This window comes from Glutamicibacter sp. NPDC087344 (genome assembly GCF_044744225.1).
Taxonomy (GTDB): domain Bacteria; phylum Actinomycetota; class Actinomycetes; order Actinomycetales; family Micrococcaceae; genus Glutamicibacter.
The window spans coordinates 43,253-62,885 of record NZ_JBIUXY010000015.1 but is presented as its reverse complement, the minus strand read 5'-3'; the positions used below and the strand labels follow the sequence as shown (position 1 = coordinate 62,885).

Genomic DNA, 19,633 nt, shown 5'->3' with positions numbered 1-19,633 from the left:
GAAACGATTAGTCCTTTTCGCGGATCCAGGTTTCGAAGCGGTAGCGTGTGCCGGTTTTTGACTCGTGCCAGAGGTTTTCTGGCCCCTCAAGCCCAGGGTCGCTGAGTCCCAAGACAAAATCAGACGAAAGTTGCGGGGCGGAGGTGTCGCCTGGGACATCAAGATCGAGTTTGGTGATGACCGCGAGATCTAACAACTCCAAGGATTGGGAGTAGACCTTGCCGCCACCGATAATCCAGATTTCCTGGCTGCCTTCGCAGCTTTTCGCCAGTTCTAGGGCTTCATCGAGGCTGGAGACCGGAAGTGCTCCAGCGTCGCGTAACTCATCGGTGGTTTCGGTACGCGTGGTGAGCACAATATTGCTGCGCCCGGGCAACGGACGAAACTTTGCTGGAAATGACTCCCAGGTGGTGCGCCCCATGATGACAGGATGGCCGGCGGTGATTCTTTTGAAGTGGGCAAGATCTTCCGGGACATGCCAAGGCATACTTCCCTCGGAACCGATGACGCCATTGTGGGCCTGCGCCCAAATGGCACCAAGAAGCGGTGGCAGATCCGCGGTGTGCTTGGCTTCGTGGGTCATACCGCGACGGTTCCCTTGATCGTTGGGTGGTGCTGGTAATTTTCGATGTCAAAGTCTTCTAAGGTGTAGTCAAAAATTGACTCTGGCTTTGACGTGAAATTCAGCTGTGGGTAGGGATACGGTTCGCGGGAGAGCTGCTCACGCACTTGTTCCAGGTGGTTGGTGTAGATGTGGACGTCACCACCGGTCCAGATGAATTCACCCGGTTCAAGGTCCAGCTGCTGGGCGAGCATTCTGGTCAACAGTGCGTAGGACGCGATGTTGAACGGGACACCCAAAAACATGTCTGCACTGCGCTGGTACAGCTGGCAGGAGAGTTTGCCATCGGCGATATAAAATTGGAAAAACACATGGCACGGCGGCAATGCCATGTTCTCAATCTCCGCAACGTTCCAAGCCGAGACGATATGGCGGCGGGAATCGGGGTTGCTGCGCAGCGAAGAGACTAGTTGAGATATTTGGTCGATATGCCCGCCATCCGGGGTTGGCCAGGAGCGCCACTGGACACCATAGACCGGGCCGAGTTCACCATCTTCGTCGGCCCATTCATTCCAGATGCGCACGCCCTGATCTTGAAGCCATTTCACGTTGGATTCTCCGTGCAAGAACCACAGCAATTCGGCGGCAACCGAGCGGAAATGCACACGTTTGGTGGTGATCAGCGGGAAGGAATCGGGAAGATCAAACCGAATCTGACGACCAAAAACCGACAAAGTGCCGGTGCCGGTGCGGTCTTCCTTGGCTGCGCCATTCTCCAGAACGTCGCGAAGCAGGTCTTCATATGGGGTAGGAATGCTCACCACCCCAGTTTAGTTCACTGTGGCTTGCCACCGGCTCAGCCGTGTCTGAAACCACGCTGGCGGCAAGCAATTGCCCAGCCTCAGACCTACTCCTTGACGACAAGGTCCTGGTATTCCGGGTAGCGGCGCAGATAGTCCTGCACGTAGCTGCATTCCGGAATGATCTTGACTCCCTCGCTGGATAGACGATCCAAGACCAAAGTGACCAGCGCGCGTGCGTAGCCACGCCGCCCGAATTCTTCATTCACAATGGTGTGCTGGAGAGTCACCAGATCATCTTCGCGGTGATATCCGATGAACCCGATGTAGGTTGAACCGTGCCACAGGGCAAAGCGTCCACGGTCTTGATCATGATCCAGGCGTAGCCCCTGATGCACGATCTTTTCAACCGGCTGCTGTGGCTGATTTGCGCTCATGGCTTGGCCTTTCCTCGGGTGAGATGAGTCACTGAAGTTCTGTAGTTAACAGTCATAGTCGCATTTGCGGGCAGATGCAACGACGGGCACCGTTGTGTTGCCTTGCGGCCAAGGGCGCCCGTAACGGTGGAGCACAGCAGGTGAGAAAAGGGAGGAATTTTTAGTCGTGATACGGGGTGTGGATTTCCAAGGAAATGATCCGTGGTTTCGCACCGGGAATTTGGTGGGCCACAATCACCCCACCCGGTTCAAGATATGGATCCTTCGTGGGAAGCACCTCGGCAATCTTTTTCGACGTGTTGCCAGCCAAAACCCGGAGCACAATCGGAAGCACCGGCCGGTGGGTGCACAAAACCTGCGAGCGGTTTCTGTCCAAGAGCTTCTGGATCGCCCGCGCTGCCCGCTTGGGGTGCCTGTTGGCCGCATGCTCGGTGACTGCCCTAACCGAGGAAAGTTTCAGCTGATTTGCGCTGACAAAGGGAGCCACAGTCTGCACACAACGCATCCACGGGGAGGAAGCGACATGGGCTGGTGCCCAGACTTCCAGCAGCCGTGAGACCGCTTGGGCCTGACGGCGGCCTGTGGCAGCCAGCGGGCGCTCACCCTCGGCACGAGTCCACTTGCTTCGCGGTTTGGCCTTGGCATGGCGCACCACAATCAGCGGTTTCGCCTGGAGATGCCCGACCTTATATGCATGAACTAGATCGTGCAACGGCGCGGCGTCGGTGGGGTTGCTCAGCATGGTGATCGCTTGTTTGGCTGAGACCCAGCGGACCTCATCGCATTCGGCGCCGTCGGGGATTACCTCACCGGCAGCGCCGGCAGCCGCCGCCCAGTAGTAAACCACCTTGGCGCGTTGCTTCACCGAATACGCGGTGGCCGCCAGGGGCAGACCGAGCGTTATCTCCAGCCCGATCTCTTCCCTGACTTCGCGGACCGCGCATTCAGCGATGGCTTCGCCATCGTCCAGCTTGCCCTTGGGCCAAGACCAGTCGTCGTACTTGGGCCGGTGGATCACAAGCACCTGGAGCTTACCGCCTTCGATGCGCCACGGGATGGCTCCCGCGGCGATGATATCGAAATGTCCGAGCCTAATTTCTTCAACATCGCTTGAGCGATGCAGTTCCAGCACCCGGTCAAGGGCGCGTTGAACGTTTGATTCGGTCACTAGCTGTTTCGCCCGCTATTTCGTCGCTGAGCATGGTCCTGAATGAGCCAAAACTGGACGTCGGACAGCGGATTACCGTCCGCATCCTTGTAGTGGCGATCCCATTTCCCATCCGAGTGCAGATGCCATGAAGCGGTGCCGTCATCCATGTAGCGATCGAGCAGGCTGATCATGTATTCAACATCCTCCTCGCGTCCCAGCGAGACCAACGCTTCCACCCGTCGGTCGAGGTTGCGGTGCATCATGTCCGCCGAGCCGATGTAGACAATCGGGTCCCCGGCATTGGCGAAGGTGAAAACCCGGCTGTGCTCCAGGAAGCGGCCCAGGATTGACCGAACCCTGATGTTTTCGCTGAGTCCGGGAACACCCGGGCGCAGGGCGCAGATGCCGCGGACAATCACGTCAACCTTGACCCCGGCCTGGCTGGCACGGTAGAGCGCGTCGATGATCGCCTCGTCGACAATCGAGTTCACCTTGATCACGACCTTGGCAGGGACTCCGGCCTGGGCGTTGCGCACTTCCTGCTCAATGTGCGCCAGCAGACCGGTGCGCACCGAACGCGGAGCGACCAACAGGCGGTTGTAGGTGGAACGCGGCGCGTAGCCCGAAAGCTGGTTGAACAATTTCGAGACGTCCTCGCCGACTGCCTCGTCGCAGGTCAGCAGCCCGAAGTCCTCGTAATAGCGGGCTGTGCGCGGGTGGTAGTTGCCCGTACCGATATGGCAATACCGGCGCAGCTTGTCACCCTCGCGGCGTACCACCAGCGAGAGCTTGGAGTGCGTTTTGAGCCCAACAATGCCGTACACCACGTGCACACCGGCCTGTTCCAGCTTGCGCGCCCAGGAAATGTTCGCCTGCTCATCAAAGCGGGCCTTGATCTCAACCAGTGCCAGGACCTGTTTGCCAGCTTCGGCCGCATCGATCAGGGCGTCAACAATTGGTGAGTCGCCACTGGTGCGATACAGGGTTTGCTTGATCGCCATCACCTTGGGATCTGCCGCAGCCTGTTCCAGGAAGGCCTGGACCGAGGTGGAGAAAGAATCGTAGGGGTGGTGCAGCAGGATGTCGCGGCGGCGCACCGCGGCGAACACGTTGGCCGCTTTGGCCGTTTCAGACTCATTCAGGAAACGAGAGGTGTGACCCATGTGCTTGGGGTAGTGCAGTTCGGTGCGATCCAAACCAGCAATCACACCGAGGCCCCGAAGGTCCAAGGGGGCCGGAAGCTTGAAGACCTCGTCTTCGTCAACACCGAGCTCGCGGGAGAGCAAATCCATGATCTGCGGGTTGATGCTGTCAACCACTTCAAGGCGAACTGGAGGGCCGAAACGACGGCGCAACAGTTCTTTCTCTAGTGCCTGAAGCAGGTTTTCGGCATCATCTTCTTCGACTTCCAGGTCCTCGTTGCGCGTGACACGGAAGAAGTGGTGTTCCACGATTTCCATGCCTGGAAACAGCTGTTCCAGATGTACGGCAATCAAGTCTTCCAGCGCGATAAAACGAGCCGTGCGGTGTGACGAATGCGCCGCGCGGGGGCCATCGATGCTGATCAAGCGGTCAATGGTGTCCGGGACCTTGAGTCGGGCAAAAAGTTCCTTGCCGGTCAGTGGGTTTCGCACCACTACCGCCAGGTTCAAGGACAGGCCGGAGATGTAGGGGAAGGGGTGTGCCGGGTCGACGGCCAGCGGAGTCAGTACCGGGAAGACCTGCGCTACAAACCACTCGGAAAGTGTTGATTGTTCGGCGGTAGACAGCTCGGACCAACCGGTGATGCGGATTCCATGGTTCGCCAGGTCGGGGGAGACCGATTCGGAATAGACCTTGGCGTGGCGGGTCTGCAACTCGTGGGCGGAGTTCAACAGCAATTCAAGCTGATCCACCGGGTTCATTCCGTTTGCGGCCGGCACCGCCAATCCGGTGACGATGCGGCGTTTGAGACCGGCGACGCGCACCATAAAAAATTCGTCGAGGTTCGAAGCGAAAATCGAGAGGAAGTTCACCCGTTCCAGCAGCGGCAGATCTGCGTCTTCGGCCAGTTCCAGAACCCTGGCGTTGAAATGCAGCCAGCTCAGTTCGCGGTCGAGGAATCGCTCGTTTTCAAAACCTCCATCGGGGTGCAGGTCCGGTAGCGTTCCTGCTGGTTCGATGCGGTCTTCATTGACCTTGGAGGAAGGGACATCCCTCAATTGAGTTGAAGGTTGTTTTGGGGTGGTTGTCATCTACTGAACTCACTTCTTCCTGCAGGTGGGGGCCGTCTTCACCATGAGTCGGCGGTCCGGGAATTCCCGGACCGCCATGTGGTCTTAGTTTATCGGTTCGGGGCCGTACATGATGTCTGCTGACCAAAGCGTGAAGCCCAGCGAACGGTAGAGTTTGACCGCCGCTTCATTTTCCGCATCCACATACAACAGCACGGAACCGACCCCTTGCTCCAGCAGGTAGTTGATTCCTACCGTGGTCAGCGCCCTACCTAGACCTAGACCTTGAGCTTCAGGAACAACGCCGACCACATATACCTCGCCCATCGGCCGGCTCTGGTCTGCCGTGGCCTGGTGGATCTTGGTCCAGTGGAAGGCGATCAGTTGGTGATCTTGGTCAAAGGCCAAAAAGAAGCCGGAAGGGTCGAACCAGTTTTCGTTCATTCGGGCGTCAAGATCCGCGTAGGTGAGCGAACCCTGCTCGGGATGATCGGCAAAGGATTTAGCGTTGGCTTCAAGCCAGGCCGCTTCGTCTTCTCCGACGCGGAAGGTCCGCAGTGACAGGCCACGCTGCAACGGAGTTTCTTCCAGCGAATCTGTACCTTCGCGGCGCATGCGGTATAGCTCCCGGACCCGGGCCAGGCCAACCGAGGCGGCCAGTTTGCGTGCGGCCTCGTGATCGCCGTGCGCCCAGGTGAGGATCTGTGACAGATCCAGCTGTTCGCCCAGCTTCTCCAGTAGCTGGCGGCCGATACCATGGTTGCGGAAGTCTGGATGAACTACCAGTTCGACAACCCAGCGTTGGGAGATCGGGTCGTCAATCGCGACGATTACACCGCTAAGTTGGGCGTCGGTACCTTCACCGGAGTATGCCTGCAAGGTGATGACATTCTCACCGGAATCCTCGGAGCCCAGGGCGACAAGTGTTTGATCGCTCAAAGGAGGATTGCCGTCCTGCGCGGCGGCAACGGTAGCTAGCTCTCGAATCTCGGCCAGCGAACTTTGTTCCAGCTCGCCAAGGACCTTCTGAATGGACACGGTTTTCTGGGGAAGCTCGTTCATGCTCTCAGGTTATCGGTTCATTGACCGGGCTCGCCAGAGCCAACGAAATCTTACGTTTCGTTATGGAATCTGTACCCGACGTTTCGGACGGTCCCAATCAGTTGCTCGTGGTCGGTACCGAGTTTCGCGCGCAGGCGCCGCACATGGACATCAACCGTGCGGGTGCCTCCGTAGTAGTCGTAACCCCACACCTCATGCAAAAGCTGTTCGCGGGTGAATACGCGGCCCGGAAACTGCGAGAGGTACTTGAGCAGTTCGAATTCCTTGTAAGTGAGGTCGAGGATTCGCTGGTCGATCTTCGCCGTGTAACTGAGCTCGTCAATGCGCAAGCCCGAACGCCCCTGCGGTTGTTCCACCGGGGCGGCAGGCTCCGGGGTGGCCGAGAGGATCAGCCTGATCCGGGCTTCTAGCTCCGCTGGGACGGCAGTGGGCAGAATGAAGTCAGCGGCGTGCCATTCAGAGTTCAGGATGCTCAAGGCACCTTCGCTTGCGACCAGCAGGATCGGGAGCCGCAAGGTTGAATGGATGAGTTGAGCCAAAGCGCGGGCGGCCACCAGCTCCGTGCGGGCATCAAGAATGACCGCGTCACAGTCGGAAATCTGACTCAGGGACTGCGTTTGCGCCGGTAGACACTGGATCTGATGCAGTAGTAATTCAAGCGCCGGAAGCACTTCAGCTTCGGACTGTCCGTTGTTGGTCAGGAGCAGCAGGTTAGCCACAGCGGTCTTCCTCCTGCCGGATAGTTGCGAAAAAATCGTTTTTACGTGTCAAAGTATAGAGAATGGAAGAGTCCAAGTTCGCATGTGAAGTCACAAGTGCGCATAAATTACCGTCAGGAATTCTGGTTTGAGGATTAAGGTACTGATAAGCGGCCTGCTGGCTTCGGCCCTGCTTTTGGGGGCTGCCAGCGTCCAGTCCGTAGCGTGGGCGATGGGCGCTGTGGCGGTCATTTTGCAGCTTCTGTTCTCCTATGCGTGGCCTCGGCTGGTCCGTTCGGATGCACCCTGGCCACTGACGATCATTCTTGCGGTGTGCTCGTTGGCTGCCACCGCGGCGGCATTATTTATGCCCGGCGTGTCGCCCATGGCGCACGGGGTGGAAGTGATTGCGGTCGGTGTGCTCCTGGTTTTTATCAGCCAGGTATTACGTGGAGCCGATGCCGAAGGACGCATGGCCGGGACCGTCAGCGGCATCACCGGGCTGGTGATGGCTGTATTGGGTTCAGCATGGGCAGCCGCTGGCACAGTGAATCAGGGTTTTGCGCTCACAGTGGTGACGGTGATCGGATTGCTCGGTGCTGGGGTGGTGTCCATGACACGATTGCCCAACCGCATCACCATGGTGCTGGCCCCGGTGGTGTCGACCGTGCTCGGCGCCATTGCCACTGCCCTGCCCTTGGGCTTGCATGCCTACGAGGGCCTGGTACTTGGCTTGTTCGCCGGAATCCTGGTCAGCGCGCTGCGTGCGCTGGCACTTGCCACCCGCAGTGTGCGCAACCTGACAGGGGTTATCGGGCTGTCCAGCGGCATGATCTTAATCAGCGGAGCGGCCAGTTGGTACGTCCTTGAACTGATGGCCTTCAGCTAGGCAACGACACCGTTCACAGCACAGATTCCCCGGTGAAGTCACGGATGTCGCGGTTCATTCGATGCTCGCGCTAAGATGAAGCCATGAATGATAATTTTCTTGCACTCGAAATTTTCTTCCAGGCTCTCGTAGTGATCGCCGGACTGGGAATGGCAGCTTTCGCCGGTCTCGTCGTCAAGCGTCTGTTCCAGGGCCAGAAATAGCGAACAGCGCACACAATAGCGTGTGCGCTGTTTTTTATTTCACCGACGATTCTAAGGAGCATGTAGTCCATGGCGTTTGACCTCCCGACTGATCTCACCCCGGAACTAGTGCCGTTTGCATGGCTCATCGGCACCTGGGAGGGAACGGGTCGCCTTGGCGAAGGCGAGGCCGAGGATGAGTACTTCTGGCAGCGGGTCACGTTCACTAATATCGGTGGCCCCTACCTGGAGTACCGAAGCGAGTCCTGGTTGACCGACGCCGAAGGTACAAAACTTCGGCTTTTGACTGCGGAGACCGGGTTCTGGTCGCTGGACCGCGAGCAGCTTGAAGCTGATGCCGGTCCAGGCATGATCCCCGGTGATGCGTTCCCCGTTCTTCGCTCGGCGGATGACGTACAGAAATTGCATACCCCTGAAGGATTCAAGATTCAGGCTCACATTGTCCAGCCCGGCGGAATTTCCGAGCTGTACTACGGCCTGATTAACGGTCCGCGGGTACAGCTGGCCACCGAAGGATTGTTGCGTAGTAAAAACGCAAAACAGTATGCTTCCTCCACCCGCATCTACGGGTTGGTCAATGGCGAGCTCTTCTGGCGCTGGGACGTTTCTGAAGGAAATCTTGAGCTCAAAGCCCATGCGTCAGCCGCTTTGAAGCGTATCGTCGCAGATGAAAACACGAAGTAATGATGACTGAGACTTATCGTTCCCCTTTACTGCAGCGTGAGGGCGCCGTAGAAGCCGGGGGAGTAGATACCGGCGTCGCCGCCCACTATGGTGCGCCAACTCGCGAAGCCCGTCGACTGTTCGACGGTGAAGCGATTGCTGACCTGACGCACTTTGACATCCTTGAAATCTCCGGAGCAGATCGCCAAAGCTGGCTGGACACACTCAGCACCCAGCGAATCTCAACCCTGAAACCCTCAGACAGCACTCAAACTCTGTTGCTTTCCATTCAGGGTCGTGTTGAGCATGAGATGAAGGTGCTGGTCCAGCCGGAACGGCTGCTGCTGATTCTTGAACCGGGTGCCGCTGCTCCTTTGCAGGAATTCTTGAATTCCATGCGGTTTATGCTTCGTGTTGAGGTCGCCGACCTTTCCGCCACCCATGGTGTGCTTGCCGCAACCCGTCCGATTCCCAGCGCGGGCGATGCAGTATGGACCGATCCATGGCCTGGCGTAAGCGAGGGCGGATGGGCGTACTCCCGTGAGGACCATCCCGGTACTGAGCGTCCCTGGTTGCTGCACGTCGTAGAGCTTGAGAACACGATTCAAGCCGTAGCCGATGAACAGCTCGCCGGCATGATGGCCGTTGAGGCGTTGCGTATTGCCGCCTGGGAACCGCGCTTCGGTGCAGAGATCGATGACAAAACCATTCCGCATGAACTGGACTGGCTACGGACCTCGGTTCACCTGAATAAGGGGTGCTACAAGGGCCAAGAGACCATTGCCCGGGTGCACAACATCGGGCATCCGCCCCGGCGTATCGTGTTCCTGGACCTTGACGGGTCGTTGCATACCTTGCCGGCTCCAGGATCCGAGCTGAAGCTTGGGGAGCGGACTGTTGGCCGGGTAACTTCGGTGGCGTTGCATTTCGAGGCCGGACCCATTGCTTTGGGTGTGGTTAAGCGCAACGTCGATCCCGAGTCGGTACTCAGTGTGGTTGACGGGGAGAGTATTTACCCCGCGTCCCAGGAGATCATCGTAGCTCCAGACGCCGGCCAGGTAGCCGGACGATTCACCGGATTCCTGCGCACACCCCCTACCGCATAACCCAATCAAAAATTACAGGAGCCGTGAAGTTCAAGTGAACTTCACGGCTCCTGTGCGTAGATCTTTGCAGCCCTCCGTTAGCCGAAGAGGATTCGTGCTTCGTTGTAACGATCCATCGGCACACGCTTGAGGTTATTCAGGGCAGCGCGCAATGGGACTCGGTTGATCTTGGTCCCGTGCAGGGCCACCATGGTTCCCCATGCCTCATCCGATACCGAATCTACGGCAGCCATGCCCAAGCGGGTTGCCAGCACCCGGTCAAATGCCGTAGGTACGCCGCCGCGTTGGATATGACCCAGCACGGTGGCACGGGTTTCAATGCCGGTGTGTTCTTCGATCAGCGGGGCGAGCATTTCCCCGATCCCGCCCAGGCGTGCCCGGCCAAAGGTATCTACGCCGCGTACCGAGAAGGCCTCTTCCATGCCTTCGGGAACAAAACCCTCGGCCACCACGATCAGCGGAGCGCGTCCACGTTCATGGGCCTCATTAACCCACTGGCAGATCTGTTCCATGGTGGTGGAGACTTCGGGGATCAAGATCGCGTGAGCGCCGGAGGCCATGCCCGCATGCATTGCGATCCAGCCCACGTGGCGGCCCATGACCTCGGCGACCATGCAACGGTGGTGCGAGTCGCCGGTGGTGCGCAACCGGTCGATGGCCTCCACGGCAATCTGATTGGCGGTGTCGAAACCGAAGGTGTAGTCGGTCGCGTCCAAATCATTATCGATGGTTTTGGGGACACCGACGATGGGCAGCCCGGCTTCGCACAGGCGTTGCGCGCCCGCGAGCGTGCCTTCGCCACCGATCGCTATCAAGGCATCGATATTGTTTGTTTTCAGCATCGCCGCGATGTTTTCGGCCCCACCCAATTCGCCTTCGAAGGCGTTGGTTCGTGAAGTTCCCAGGATGGTTCCACCTTGTTTGGCGATACCGCGGACCGCGGTTCTGGGAAGTTCAAAGAATTCGCCTTCTTTGACTCCACGCCAGCCGTCGCGGAATCCAACAAATTCGTAGTCGTAGCTCTTGATGCCGTTGAGCACAGCACCGCGGATCACTGCGTTCAGACCTGGGCAGTCGCCGCCCGAAGTCATGATTCCAATGCGCATTTTGCCTCACTAGGTCATGATGGGAAACGGCCGGTCACGGTGCAGGGGAGCGGGGAAGCTCGGTAAGTCCCAACATATGACGCAGCAGGGTTTCCATCTGGATGTCGATCGATATCCGCGCGCCATTGAGCATCGAGTTCGAGAAATAGTCTACGTGGTTTACGCCACAAGGGCGAGTTCACGAATCACTGATGATCCGTGAACCCGCCCTGGACTTCTGCCGCGTCGCTCACCGAGAGTTAGAGCTTGCGCAGCCACTTCTGGAGAATGATGGTGTCATCCTGTGCCGGGATCAAAAGCCAGGCAACAATGTACGCTCCGATGCCCAATACCGGCAGCAGGAACGAGATCAGCATGATGATTCGCACGATGGTGACATCCCAGCCGAACTTGTCCGCGATTCCGCCGGCGACGCCGCCAGCCATGCGGGCCGGGCCTCGGCGTAGTGGCATTGATCGGATCGAGTTGAAGAACTTGTCCATGTTTAGGCTCCTGATAGTGATAGTTGAATGCTAGAGGTTGGGATTTGCAGGTGGTGGCAGTTCTTCGTCCCGGCTGCCACGTTTCATTGCCGAAGCGATTCCGGAAACGACCATCACGATACCGGCTAAGGCGATCAACGCGATGAAAAATAGCGGAGTGTCCAGTTTCCAATCAAAAAGTGTGTAGCTGAGCGAGACCACGGCCACGACCACGAGGATCAGTCCGAAGACCAAGGTTCCGGTGGGAAATCTTGTCTCCCTGGTTGGTTTGGTGTTCATGAGTTGAGTCCTTAGAACTGGGGTGAAATGACGGTGCCGGAAGTTGCGGCAATTTCTGTGTCGATGCTGGAGAACACGCCATCAATATCTACCGTGAGAGTGGGAGCGTTTGCCGGTAGCTGACGTACATCTTGCGGAAGATCTCCTTCGACGTCTGAGATGAAAACTCCGTCGCTCTTGATCATGACCGGAATATTGTCCGGTAGTTTCAGTTCCACCTTGGAAAATACCGAGGAAACCTCCACCGTGGTGTCTGAGGTGATGCTCTGTTTTCCGGTCAGGTCCAAGGTGGTGTTGCTGAATACAGCGCTATACGAATTTTCCGAATTGCCGCCGCTCACCAGCCCCCGACCGTTGGTAGCCAGGGAACTACCGCCAAAAATGATGGTCAGTACCAGCAGCGGAATGGCTAGTCCCAACAGCCCGCCGCTGGTGCGTTTAGTTGCGGAGACTAGAATCAGTGACACACCTACGAGCAACAGGCCACAGGCTAGGGCTACAGCCCAGCCATTGCCCGGAAGCTGAACAATATTGAGATAGTCGACGCTGAGCACCAGTGCAATGACCAGCACGGTGAGGCCCACTATTGTTGTAGCGATCCATCCGGGGACCGGCGGAGCAACACGTGCCCGGCGGGCTTCCTTGGCTTGTTGCGCGGCCTGCTGTGTCGAGGCGTAGTTCTGGTACTCGTATCCCGAGGTGAAGTCATTTTCCGGGCGCGAAGTTGGCTGGGCCTTGGTGTGTGGCGCGGCCGGTTCCGGTTGGTCAGAATCCATGGTCCCCTCCTGGGAATCCGAAGTGGGTGTCTGGGTGAAGTCGAAAGAATCGGTGGCAGACGGTGGGTCGCTGTGAGGAACCGTGGCCTGCGCGCTAAAAGACGAATCCTGCGAACGCCACGGTTTTTCAACTACTGTGCCTGTGAGCGGGCCGTCGGTGTGGGATGCCGCATTCGGCCAGGTGCCAGTCGGATCGGTGCTGGTACCAGGAGCTGAAGCAGGGTTTGCCCCGGGGGTTGACCCGTCGTATTTGGTGTTGCGGCGCTTGAAAATCAGGAAAATGATGGCTGCGACAATCGCGATGGGCCACAAGATAGGAGCCAGTGTGTCCAAGAACCAGGGGGCCGGGAAGATCCCAAGGATCACCGCGGTCAAGGCGCCGGTCATTCCCGTGGTCCATTCCTTGTTGATGGCTCGCTCAAGGTGGATTTGGTTGTTGGTATCGGGTAGTAAAGCCCAGGCGAGGCCGTACACGATCAGGCCAAGCCCGCCGAGGATGCTCAGTGCCACCAGGATGCCACGGACCAAAACCACGTCAAGGTTGAACCGCTGGGCGATTCCGGCGGCAACGCCACCCACCCACTTGGATTCTTGACGGACAATATTCAGCTTGCGCATCTGGGTGAAAAACTTGTCGTTTTGCCCCGGGCTCTGGTTCTTCATGTATTAATTTTCGCTGGGAAGCTTGCTGCGGCGCTATGAGGGGCTACCCTGATTCTTCCCTAGGGGTGCCCCGGGTTGCACCTAGAACGTGAGGTAAACCGGCGTATCCGTGTTTGACTTAGAAGTATGGCAAGCCCAGAACAACGAAAATTCATCGTGCGCAGCGAAGACCGGTTTATTGCCGGTGTCTGCGGGGGACTGGCCGAGCATTTAAACCTCCCCGTGAGTTACGTACGCCTAGGATTTCTGGCTCTCAGTGCCCTAGGCGGTGTTGGCTTGTTGCTTTACGGATGGTTGTGGGTCTTCACCCCGAGCGCCAGCGAAACCCAGGCCGATGAACTGCGGTCCTGGGGAAGCCGGAACCGCAGCCTTGCCGAGGAGATGTCCCGGGTCCAACAGGGCTTGTTTAACGGCACCGAGAACGCGGTATCGCTCAGCCGGTGGCGGGATGTGCTGATCGGTGTGGGAATGCTGACGCTGGCGGTGTTGGCCTTGGGCCAATGGGCTGGCTGGAACTTCCGGTGGGACTTGATCTGGCCTGCCATTGGAATTATCGGCGGCATTTTGCTCGCCTGGATGCAAATTGACCGCAGTGCGGCACGGCCAGAGCGCAAACTGAACGCCACCTTCGTCATTCGCTTGGCACTGGGATTAGTCCTGGTGATCGGCGGGCTGTTGGCTATCCTCAGCGGGACGGTCTCGGTTGCCGACCTGCTGGGTGGGCTTTGGGCGGCGCTGGCTATTATCGCCGGTGCAGTGGTGGTGCTGCTTCCCTGGGGTGCCAAACTGTGGCGTGATTATCTTGCCGAACGCAGCAGCCGTCAGGCCACGGCGCAGCGCGCCGAATTCGCGGCGCACCTGCATGATTCGGTGTTGCAGACGCTGGCAGTCATCCAAAAACGCAGCGATGATCCGGCCGCCGTGCGCACCTTGGCTAGGGTGCAGGAACGTGAACTGCGGCAGTGGCTCTATGGAGAACAGCACCTCGATGATCAAGATGTGGTTGTTGAACTTCAGAATGAGGCAGAGAGTATTGAGAAATTCCTGTTGAGGGACATTGATGTGGTGGCTGTGGGCAATGCGCAGGGATTCGCAGGACAGCAGGCACTGGTGGCAGCCAGCCGTGAAGCAATGATGAACGCCGCCAAACATGCCGAAGGCAGGATTTCGGTTTATGTGGAGTGTTCGGTTACCGAGGTTGAGGTGTTCATCCGTGATCGGGGAACGGGTTTTGACCAGAAATTGATCCCTGAAGATCGTCATGGGGTGCGAGAATCGATTTTGGGACGGATGGAACGTGCCGGAGGCAGCGCACGGATCCGCAGTAGCGAAGACGGCACCGAAGTACAGTTGAGTATGCCGCGTGGCAGTGACCAGGAAGAATCAAAAACATCATGACTGAAACCTCAAAACCGACCTACCGGGTAGTGCTGGTTGATGACCATGCGATCTTCCGTTCCGGGCTGCGCGCTGATCTCGCGTCTGATCTGCACATTGTTGGTGAAGCTGGCAGCGTGGAGCAAGCGATCGAGGTCATCGAGCGTGAGCGCCCGGACGTGGTGTTGCTGGACGTGCATTTACCAGGCGGCCGGGGCGGTGGAGGGGCCGAAGTCCTGCAGGGGTGTGCCCACCTTTTCGCAGAAACAAAGTTTCTGGCCCTGAGCGTCTCAGATGCGGCACAAGACGTGGTTTTGGTGATCAGGTCCGGGGCTCGTGGTTATGTCACGAAAAGCATCTCTGGTGAGGAGATTTCAGATGCGGTGCGTCGTGTCGCTGGTGGCGATGCGGTGTTCTCCCCACGACTTGCAGGGTTCGTGCTTGATGCGTTCGGCTCCACTGTGGCACCGGGAGCGATTGATGAAGAACTTGACCTGCTGACCGACCGAGAGCTTCAGGTCATGAGGCTGATCGCGCGAGGTTACAGTTACAAGGAAGTAGCCAAGGAATTGTTTATCTCGATCAAGACCGTTGAATCGCACGTCTCAAATGTGCTGCGTAAACTCCAGCTCTCCAACCGCCACGAACTGACGCGTTGGGCCGTGGAACGCAAAATTCTTTAGGACCAGGAAATATAACAGTCGAGGCACCAACCTTGTGGGGTTGGTGCCTCGATGCGGATCACGGGAAACTTACTTCGCTTCACCCAACAGCTTGATCATCCGGTCAACACCTTCGGCCAAGTCAGCATCACCCAGTGCATAGGACATGCGGATGTAGCCCGAAGGTCCGAATGCTTCACCTGGAACTACGGCAACCTCTGCCTGCTCCAAAATGAAGGCGGCCAGCTCGGCACTGGTGTTGTTCACGACTCCGCGAATCTCGCGACCCAGCAAACCGCGTACGTCCGAGTAGGCGTAGAAGGCACCTTCTGGGGTCGGGCAGTGCAGGCCGTCTATGGTGTTCAAGCCCTCAACAATTGCCAAGCGGCGGCGGTTGAAGGCAACCTTCATATCGTCCACGGCATCCAGTGGACCTGCCACGGCTGCCAGTGCCGCATGCTGGGAGACGTTGGCGACGTTCGAGGTGGCGTGTGACTGCAGGTTGGTGGCGGCCTTGATGACGTCGTTCGGGCCGATCATCCATCCCACACGCCAACCGGTCATCGCGTAGGTTTTTGCCACACCGTTGAGGATCACCACACGGTCTTCCAACTCAGGAACCAGGGTGGCGATGGAGCTGAACTGGGCATCGCCATAAGTCAGGTGCTCATAAATCTCGTCCGTGACAACCCACAGGCCGTGCTGCGCAGCCCACAAACCAATTTCCTTGACCTGCTCCGGGGTGTATACAGCACCGGTTGGGTTCGACGGAGAGACGAACAGCAGGATCTTGGTGCGTTCGGTGCGAACTGATTCCAGCTGCTCCACGGTGACCTTGTAACCCTGTTCCGGGCCGGCAAAGATCTCTACGGGTTTTCCGCCTGCCAGCTGGATGGCCTCCGGGTAGGTAGTCCAGTAGGGAGCCGGAACGATCACTTCATCTTCTGGATCCAACAGCGCGGCAAAGGTGTTGTATACCGCCTGCTTTCCACCATTGGTGATCAGTACCTGTGAGGGAGCAACCTCGTAGCCCGAATCGCGCAGGGTCTTCGCGGCCACAGCTTCACGCAGTTCTGGAAGTCCGGCCGCGGGGGAGTAACGGTGGTTTTTCGGATCACGCGCAGCCTGCACGGCTGCCTCGATGATGTAATCCGGAGTTGGGAAGTCAGGCTCACCAGCGCCGAAACCGATGACCGGGCGTCCAGCGGCCTTCAGCGCCTTGGCCTTGGCATCAACAGCAAGGGTTGCGGATTCGGAAATTGCGCCGATGCGGCGAGAGATTCTAGACATAGAAGATTTCGTCCTGAAGTCAACGAGGATTGGTGTCACTTCCAGTCTAGATCCCGATGCAACAGTTCCCGCGAAGAACCGGAAAAATGACTTATCGCAACCGGGATTTACGCGGCGAGAATGCGTTGTGCGACACACTGGCACTTATCAGTTCGACATTTTGGAATTCGTTGCGTAGAGTTGTTTCTCGTTGCAAAGACATCGCAACGGACAAGGCATAACGCTGAATCCGAAAAGATGTGGCAACAGAGCATCTAGCTCTAAAGGGTAGTGGCGCAATTGGTAGCGCAGCGGTCTCCAAAACCGCAGGTTGCAGGTTCGAGTCCTGTCTGCCCTGCGCAGTAGCGATATATCGCTCAGCAAGAATTTCACGTCACGGTGTGTTGTGGTCAGAACGGCTGCGACACACCGTGATTGTTTCAACTGGCCAAAAAATTGAAACGGGGAACAACGTGACAGAGGCTGCAGTGAACCCTGGTAAGGGTAAGCAGAAAAAGGGCATTTTCGCTCGTATGATGCTGTTCTTCCGTCAGGTAATCGGCGAACTGAAAAAAGTTGTCACACCGACGCGCAGCGAACTTGTGAACTACTTCTTTGTTGTTCTCGGCTTTGTTGTGGTGGTCATCGCGATCGTCACAGCGTTGGACTTCGTCTTCGGGCAGGGATCGATCCTCCTGTTCACCCGGCAAGTAGAACAGTAATTTGATTGCCTCGGCGGTATAATCGCTCCGAGGCAATTTTAGTGTCATCCAGTCAAAGAAAGCAGGATCCGCAGTGTCCGACAAGGAACTCGAACCGCAGATTAATGACGAGGTCGAAAACGAGTTCGTTGAAGCCACCGGCGATCAGGTGGAGGCAGCTGAAGAAGTTGCATTCGACGAAACCGAAGAGGAAACCCTAGCGGACGACGAATCCTTCGAGGCTTTCCTTGCAAACGTGGATGCCGATGACGCAGACGCCGAGGATGAAGCAGCTGAAGCTTCAGCCGACGAGGAAGCTGAAGAAGAAGCCCCAGAAGCTGAGGACGCAGCCGATAAGGTCGCGAAACTCAAAGAAGAATTCCGCACCAAGCTTCGTCGCCTTCCTGGTGACTGGTTTGTGATCCACACCTACGCCGGTTACGAAAACCGTGTGAAGGTTAACCTCGAAACCCGTATCCAGACCCAGGACATGGAAGATTTCATTTATGAAATCCAGGTCCCGATGGAAGAGGTTGTCGAGGTCAAGAACACCCAGCGTAAGATCGTGCGTCGCGTGCGCATCCCGGGTTACGTCTTGGTGCGTATGGAACTGACCGACGCTTCGTGGGGTGTTGTTCGACACACCCCAGGTGTCACCGGTTTCGTTGGCAATGCCCACGACCCGAACCCGTTGAACCTTGACGAGGTGTTCTCCATGCTTGAACACACCGTGGTTGATCCGGCCGAGCAGCCTTCGGCTTCGAAGCCAGGCCGTGCGCCAATTACTGAGGTCACCGTCGACTTTGAGGTCGGCGAATCGGTCATCGTCAACGACGGTCCGTTTGAGACCATGCCGGCAACGATTTCCGAAATCAAGCTGGAAGCCGCACAGCTGGTTGTGCTTGTTTCGATCTTCGAACGAGAGACTCCGGTGACCCTGAACTTCAGCCAGGTCACCAAGATCCAGTAGTATTAAGTTTTCGTGCCCCGCTTCGAGTGCTTTCGAAGTGAGGGCGCGTTCGGCTGTCGCGCCACGATAGCCACAACCCGCGCCACGCTCCTGTGCTGCGGGAACTGCAAGAGTAGAAGGACCCGACATGGCCCCAAAGAAAAAGGTCACCGGACTCATCAAGCTGCAGATCCAGGCAGGTGCTGCTAACCCAGCTCCGCCAATCGGTCCTGCACTTGGCCAGCACGGCGTCAACATCATGGAATTCTGCAAGGCTTACAACGCAGCGACCGAGTCGCAGCGCGGTAACGTGATTCCAGTTGAAATCACCGTGTACGAAGACCGTTCGTTCACTTTCATCACCAAGACCCCACCTGCAGCTGAGCTGATCAAGAAGGCTGCCGGCATTGCTAAGGGTTCGGGTGTTCCGCACACCAACAAGGTTGCAAACCTGACCCAGGCTCAGGTTGAGGAAATCGCCACCTCCAAGATGGCTGACCTCAATGCCAACGATCTGGCTGCAGCAGCCAAGATCATCGCCGGCACCGCTCGCTCCATGGGCGTGACCGTAGAAGGCTAATTCCGCCTTCTGGCCATTCGCCCCATGGGGGATGGACACTCAAGAATTCAAAAAAGGCGAAAATTTCATCCGATTTTTTCGCCCGTGGCAGGGCCCCGCGCGGTCCAGATGACCACGACTGCATAAGGAGATAACGCAGATGGCAAAGCGCAGCAAAGCATATGTAGCCGCCGCGGCTAAGATCGAGGCTGACAAGTTCTACGCTCCAGCCGAGGCAATCGCCCTGGCCAAGGAGATCGCTGGCGACAAGACCCAGTCGACCGTTGAGGTTGCATTCCGCCTGGGTGTTGACCCACGCAAAGCTGACCAGATGGTTCGCGGTACCGTGAACCTTCCACACGGCACCGGCAAGACCGCCCGCGTGGTAGTTTTCGCTAACGGTGACAAGGCTGAGGCAGCACGCGAAGCCGGCGCCGACTTCGTTGGCTCGGACGACCTGATCGAAAAGATCCAGGGCGGCTGGACCGACTTCGACGCAGCGGTTGCTACCCCGGACCTGATGGGCAAGGTTGGCCGCCTGGGTAAGATCCTCGGCCCACGTAACCTGATGCCAAACCCTAAGACCGGCACCGTAACCATGGATGTGGCCAAGGCTGTTACCGACATCAAGGGCGGCAAGATCGACTTCCGTGTCGACAAGCACTCGAACCTGCACTTCATCATTGGCAAGGCTTCGTTCGATGCCAAGCAGCTGACCGAGAACTACGCAGCTGCTCTGGATGAGGTTCTGCGCCTGAAGCCTTCGGCTTCGAAGGGTCGCTACATCTCGAAGGCAACCATCGCTACCACCTTCGGTCCAGGTATCCCTGTTGACTCGAACGTTACCCGCGTTGAGGCCTAAGCTTTAGAGCTAACTTAAACCCGCGGACTTTACCACCATCGGTGATAGAGTCCGCGGGTTTTTGCTGTTATCAGAGAACTGAGAGTAAGCGAAACCTGCTTGAAGGTATGGCCTGCAGCAGTAGGGAGAGCATTGCTGAGTGCGAACGGCCGGAAACCGCTGGGC

Annotated in this window: 21 protein-coding genes and 1 tRNA gene; 10 read left to right on the top strand and 12 right to left on the bottom strand. The window is 57.7% G+C overall.

What is annotated here, in order from left to right:
• Window positions 1-7: 7 nt before the first annotated feature.
• The 7 genes from ACIOWL_RS19760 to ACIOWL_RS19730 form a co-directional block, all read right to left on the bottom strand.
• Window positions 8-583, bottom strand: coding sequence for a dihydrofolate reductase (locus tag ACIOWL_RS19760; RefSeq protein ID WP_400389216.1), 576 nt, complete (start codon window positions 581-583; stop codon window positions 8-10).
• Window positions 580-1,383 (bottom strand): thymidylate synthase, encoded by an 804-nt coding sequence (locus tag ACIOWL_RS19755; protein WP_400389213.1) that lies wholly within the window; start codon window positions 1,381-1,383, stop codon window positions 580-582. The genes ACIOWL_RS19760 and ACIOWL_RS19755 overlap by 4 nt, the downstream gene beginning before the upstream one ends.
• An 86-nt stretch (window positions 1,384-1,469) precedes the next feature.
• Window positions 1,470-1,799 (bottom strand): GNAT family N-acetyltransferase, encoded by a 330-nt coding sequence (locus ACIOWL_RS19750; RefSeq protein ID WP_400389210.1) that lies wholly within the window; start codon window positions 1,797-1,799, stop codon window positions 1,470-1,472.
• Between the two features lie 160 nt (window positions 1,800-1,959).
• Window positions 1,960-2,967 (bottom strand): NUDIX domain-containing protein, encoded by a 1,008-nt coding sequence (locus ACIOWL_RS19745; RefSeq protein ID WP_400389208.1) that lies wholly within the window; start codon window positions 2,965-2,967, stop codon window positions 1,960-1,962.
• Window positions 2,967-5,183: an RNA degradosome polyphosphate kinase gene (locus ACIOWL_RS19740; protein WP_400389206.1), complete on the bottom strand. Its 2,217-nt coding sequence runs from the start codon at window positions 5,181-5,183 to the stop codon at window positions 2,967-2,969. Before ACIOWL_RS19740 ends, ACIOWL_RS19745 begins: the two co-directional genes overlap by 1 nt.
• An 84-nt stretch (window positions 5,184-5,267) precedes the next feature.
• On the bottom strand, window positions 5,268-6,224 hold the full coding sequence (gene mshD / locus ACIOWL_RS19735; protein ID WP_400389203.1) for a mycothiol synthase: 957 nt from the start codon (window positions 6,222-6,224) through the stop codon (window positions 5,268-5,270).
• A gap of 50 nt (window positions 6,225-6,274) precedes the next feature.
• Entirely contained in the window at window positions 6,275-6,943 is a 669-nt protein-coding gene (locus tag ACIOWL_RS19730; protein WP_400389200.1) for a winged-helix domain-containing protein, read from the bottom strand.
• A 127-nt stretch (window positions 6,944-7,070) separates the two neighbouring features.
• On the opposite strand from ACIOWL_RS19730, the gene ACIOWL_RS19725 reads away from it, so the two are divergent.
• From ACIOWL_RS19725 to ACIOWL_RS19715, 3 genes are all read left to right on the top strand, one after another.
• Entirely contained in the window at window positions 7,071-7,811 is a 741-nt protein-coding gene (locus tag ACIOWL_RS19725) for a hypothetical protein (RefSeq protein WP_400389198.1), read from the top strand.
• 272 nt (window positions 7,812-8,083) lie between these two features.
• Complete coding sequence (locus ACIOWL_RS19720) at window positions 8,084-8,698, top strand: FABP family protein (protein WP_400389196.1); 615 nt, start codon at window positions 8,084-8,086, stop codon at window positions 8,696-8,698.
• A 2-nt stretch (window positions 8,699-8,700) separates the two neighbouring features.
• Window positions 8,701-9,783 (top strand): YgfZ/GcvT domain-containing protein, encoded by a 1,083-nt coding sequence (locus ACIOWL_RS19715; RefSeq protein ID WP_400389268.1) that lies wholly within the window; start codon window positions 8,701-8,703, stop codon window positions 9,781-9,783.
• A 77-nt stretch (window positions 9,784-9,860) separates the two neighbouring features.
• Here ACIOWL_RS19715 and ACIOWL_RS19710 read toward each other — a convergent pair whose 3' ends face one another.
• The 4 genes from ACIOWL_RS19710 to ACIOWL_RS19695 form a co-directional block, all read right to left on the bottom strand.
• The gene (locus ACIOWL_RS19710; RefSeq protein WP_400389194.1) at window positions 9,861-10,889 is read right to left on the bottom strand and encodes a 6-phosphofructokinase; all 1,029 of its coding nucleotides are present in this window, start codon (window positions 10,887-10,889) and stop codon (window positions 9,861-9,863) included.
• A gap of 239 nt (window positions 10,890-11,128) precedes the next feature.
• Window positions 11,129-11,371 (bottom strand): PspC domain-containing protein, encoded by a 243-nt coding sequence (locus tag ACIOWL_RS19705; RefSeq protein ID WP_400389191.1) that lies wholly within the window; start codon window positions 11,369-11,371, stop codon window positions 11,129-11,131.
• A gap of 30 nt (window positions 11,372-11,401) precedes the next feature.
• Window positions 11,402-11,650, bottom strand: a complete 249-nt coding sequence (locus ACIOWL_RS19700) for a hypothetical protein (RefSeq protein ID WP_400389188.1) — start codon at window positions 11,648-11,650, stop codon at window positions 11,402-11,404.
• A gap of 11 nt (window positions 11,651-11,661) precedes the next feature.
• Window positions 11,662-13,089: a PspC domain-containing protein gene (locus ACIOWL_RS19695; protein WP_400389186.1), complete on the bottom strand. Its 1,428-nt coding sequence runs from the start codon at window positions 13,087-13,089 to the stop codon at window positions 11,662-11,664.
• 126 nt (window positions 13,090-13,215) lie between these two features.
• On the opposite strand from ACIOWL_RS19695, the gene ACIOWL_RS19690 reads away from it, so the two are divergent.
• Together ACIOWL_RS19690 and ACIOWL_RS19685 are read left to right on the top strand one after the other, a co-directional pair.
• The gene (locus ACIOWL_RS19690; protein WP_400389183.1) at window positions 13,216-14,487 is read left to right on the top strand and encodes a PspC domain-containing protein; all 1,272 of its coding nucleotides are present in this window, start codon (window positions 13,216-13,218) and stop codon (window positions 14,485-14,487) included.
• Window positions 14,484-15,149 carry a LuxR C-terminal-related transcriptional regulator gene (locus ACIOWL_RS19685; protein WP_400389180.1) on the top strand — a complete coding sequence of 222 codons (666 nt, stop codon included), beginning with the start codon at window positions 14,484-14,486 and terminating at the stop codon, window positions 15,147-15,149. Before ACIOWL_RS19690 ends, ACIOWL_RS19685 begins: the two co-directional genes overlap by 4 nt.
• A gap of 69 nt (window positions 15,150-15,218) precedes the next feature.
• Here ACIOWL_RS19685 and ACIOWL_RS19680 read toward each other — a convergent pair whose 3' ends face one another.
• Window positions 15,219-16,418, bottom strand: coding sequence for a pyridoxal phosphate-dependent aminotransferase (locus tag ACIOWL_RS19680; RefSeq protein WP_400389177.1), 1,200 nt, complete (start codon window positions 16,416-16,418; stop codon window positions 15,219-15,221).
• Window positions 16,419-16,682: 264 nt separating this feature from the next.
• Here ACIOWL_RS19680 and ACIOWL_RS19675 point away from each other — a divergent pair.
• From ACIOWL_RS19675 to rplA, 5 genes are all read left to right on the top strand, one after another.
• Window positions 16,683-16,755 (top strand) — tRNA-Trp (locus tag ACIOWL_RS19675).
• A 43-nt stretch (window positions 16,756-16,798) separates the two neighbouring features.
• Complete coding sequence (secE, locus tag ACIOWL_RS19670) at window positions 16,799-17,119, top strand: preprotein translocase subunit SecE (protein ID WP_400389174.1); 321 nt, start codon at window positions 16,799-16,801, stop codon at window positions 17,117-17,119.
• A gap of 73 nt (window positions 17,120-17,192) precedes the next feature.
• Window positions 17,193-18,068, top strand: a complete 876-nt coding sequence (gene nusG / locus ACIOWL_RS19665) for a transcription termination/antitermination protein NusG (RefSeq protein WP_400389171.1) — start codon at window positions 17,193-17,195, stop codon at window positions 18,066-18,068.
• Window positions 18,069-18,195: 127 nt separating this feature from the next.
• A complete protein-coding gene (gene rplK, locus ACIOWL_RS19660) occupies window positions 18,196-18,627 on the top strand; it encodes a 50S ribosomal protein L11 (RefSeq protein WP_047119691.1) in 432 nt (143 codons plus the stop codon).
• A 139-nt stretch (window positions 18,628-18,766) separates the two neighbouring features.
• Window positions 18,767-19,468, top strand: coding sequence for a 50S ribosomal protein L1 (gene rplA, locus ACIOWL_RS19655; protein WP_400389168.1), 702 nt, complete (start codon window positions 18,767-18,769; stop codon window positions 19,466-19,468).
• The last annotated feature ends 165 nt before the right edge of the window (window positions 19,469-19,633 follow it).